The following is a 2,513-nucleotide window of genomic DNA, read 5'->3' on the forward strand; positions in this document are numbered from 1 at the left end:
GTAACTGTAAGTTGTCGTCACGCCCAAACTCTGTGGCAAGTTCGCAAGTTATTGGAAACAAATCTCCCGCGCCAATTCAGATTGGATTGACGCGGGAGACTTCAGTTTGATAGTATTTTGACAGTCACTTTACTTGTCTGCACAGTCTTTTTCACCAAACGCCTTCTGACAGTAGTAATTAAAGTCTTTCATTCCCTCCCAGGGCTGAACCCACTCTGGATAGTTTGCCGCCCCACTCAATGCAGCGGCATAACCTTGTGCATCGGGTGCAAACAACATGACTTGGTCAAATTCAGTTTCCTTTTCTATTCGTGGTTTGTTTACCCCCCCAGAGAGAAGTAGAATTCCCTGGTCTTTATAGATCACTCTTAGGTCGTAGCTAGTACCAACTCCTGCATCTGGAGGATGAACAACACGTGCAATGATCTCAGTAGGTTCCCCATAAGCTTCAAGTACATCGCCAAACCCTATCGGTTTTGGAAACCACGGGCGAATGAGGTATATGATTTGTTGAGCGGTTTGAGCTTGATAGTTTGCAAATCCGCCTTGCCCCCCACCTGCCCAATCCCACTGAACATACCCGAGGTCAGGTACAAGTCTGGTTGAGGTCATCTCTGCTCTGGCAATCAGTGGGCTAGTTCTCAAGATGTTGACAGCGTCAGATGCGCTGGTACTTCCAGGTGTTATTCCCTCCCAACAGGGAGGAGAACATGGGGCTCCTTTTAGCCATCTACTTTGCCAATCGCCCGAAGGTGCTGGTTTTGGTGTTGGGGCGATTGAAGGAGTAACGTTAGCAGGGAGTGAAACGCCACCCATCGGTCCGCAAGATACCAGCCAGATCATTACGATTAGGGGTATGACTAGTCTGGTAGGGCTAGATTCTAAATTCATTAGGCATGCTCCTCTATTTCAAGAACCCCAAGGCAACATCCAGCGCATTTTGCCTTGCCGCGTCTGGATCGCGAATCGCTTGGCTATAGCCCCCAAATTTCCTATCAACAAACCATGTAAACGTTTCTGCAAAGTCTTCGCCAGGAGGATATGGTCCAGGTGGAGTACCTGCCGCATAGGAAGTTGGCGCGCCAGCCACTCCACCTTCGCCTAGCAGTCTGTCGGAGAGGAATTACTCAGCGAGTTCTCTCCAACAAAACCGAGTCCATTCACCTTTACAATTCGTAGTTCACAAGCACGACTCACCAAGTTTCGGGAGTTTTTTCAGTGTGCAGGCGCGTGGCAGCAACGCCGGCAGTTAGCCGGCTTGCAGGGTATGCCAGCGTTTGAGATTGAACGCCAAGCACACCAGACACCATTCGCCGGTCACCGCGAACAACCCGCGCAAGGAGAATTGACGAAAGCCCATCACTTCCTTGATGGTTCCAATCACGGGTTCGACGGTTTCCTTGCGCAACGCATAAATCGTTTTGCCAATTTCGGTTTGCAGTTTGAATGCCATCTTTTCTTTGGCATTCGCTTCGGGCGGTGGTGGCGCAGGTTGTTGCGCAAACCAACTCTGCCAACTCTGGTGATGCGGTTCGCGTCCCGTGGCAATGTAGGGATCAATGCCACGGTCTTCCAGGGCTTGGACGTTGCCGGGGCTCCAGTAGCCGTTGTCTAATGCGGCGGCATCGGGCGTGCCCACGCGTGGCGAAATCGCATCCACCGTCGGTTCGACTTGGTGTTGATCATTCGGATGATTGGACACCGTCGCGGCGACAATGAACAAACGCGCTTGGTCTACAGCGACTTGGGCATTGTAGTGTTGGTCAAAACCAGCGTTCGTGCTGTTTTTCATGATGCGCGAATCAGGATCGGTGAAGTTGTATTGGTCTTTGTCTTGGGGACCCGGTGTCGGTGGTTTGGGCGCACGCCCGCGCGGGGGACGGTTGTTTTTACGGGCTTTTTCTTCCCGCTCGCGCACTTTGGCATCATACGCCGCTTTTTCGGCGGCATAGCGTTCTTGGGCGCGTGCTTCCAACACGGCTTTGGCTTGGGCAAGATGGGCGAGCCGCTCTTGGCGAAAGGCAATTTCTTCTTCCACACTACAGCCAGGGGGAAGGGTGACTTCGCGTTGGTCGACTTGTTCACTCAAGGCAAACAACTCGCTGACTTGTTGCCGCAGCTGGGTTTCTAATTCGAGCAGGCGTTTGTAACTGACCGCTTGGTGTTTGGAGGCATCGGCATGAATCTTACTGCCATCCAAACTGATGTTGCCCAATTGGAATACGCCTGCGGTCTGTGCCAATAAGAGAATTTGCACGAACAACTCTTGAATTTCTGCCAAGAAGGTCTTGCGGAAATTCGCAATCGTGTCATGGTCGGGATGTAAGCCGCTCGCAATATAGCGAAAGGGAATGTTCTCGTGGGTGGCGCGTTCAATCTTGCGTGAACTGAACACACCTGTGGCATAGCCATAGAACAATAAGCCCAAGAGGATTTCCGGTGCGATGGCAATCCCGCCGGTGGGCGCATAGCGCGCATAGATCGGGCTCAAATCCAATTGGCTAATCACATCC

At 51.9% G+C, this 2,513-nt stretch carries 2 protein-coding genes; both read right to left on the bottom strand.

All coding sequences use genetic code 11. The features are described 5' to 3' along the window. Positions 1–129: 129 nt before the first annotated feature. Positions 130–612, bottom strand: coding sequence for a hypothetical protein (locus tag P0119_22765; GenBank protein ID MDF0668884.1), 483 nt, complete (start codon positions 610–612; stop codon positions 130–132). A gap of 637 nt (positions 613–1,249) precedes the next feature. Next, positions 1,250–2,513: IS1182 family transposase (locus P0119_22770; GenBank protein ID MDF0668885.1), on the bottom strand; the 1,264-nt coding region annotated here is incomplete at its 5' end.

It is taken from the genome of Nitrospira sp., assembly GCA_029194665.1.
Classification (GTDB): Bacteria; Nitrospirota; Nitrospiria; order Nitrospirales; family Nitrospiraceae; genus Nitrospira_D.

Bases quoted from the DNA above. Each gene is read 5' to 3' on its own strand.
- P0119_22765 (MDF0668884.1), bottom strand. From the start codon at position 612: ATGACCTCAACCAGACTTGTACCTGACCTCGGGTATGTTCAGTGGGAT.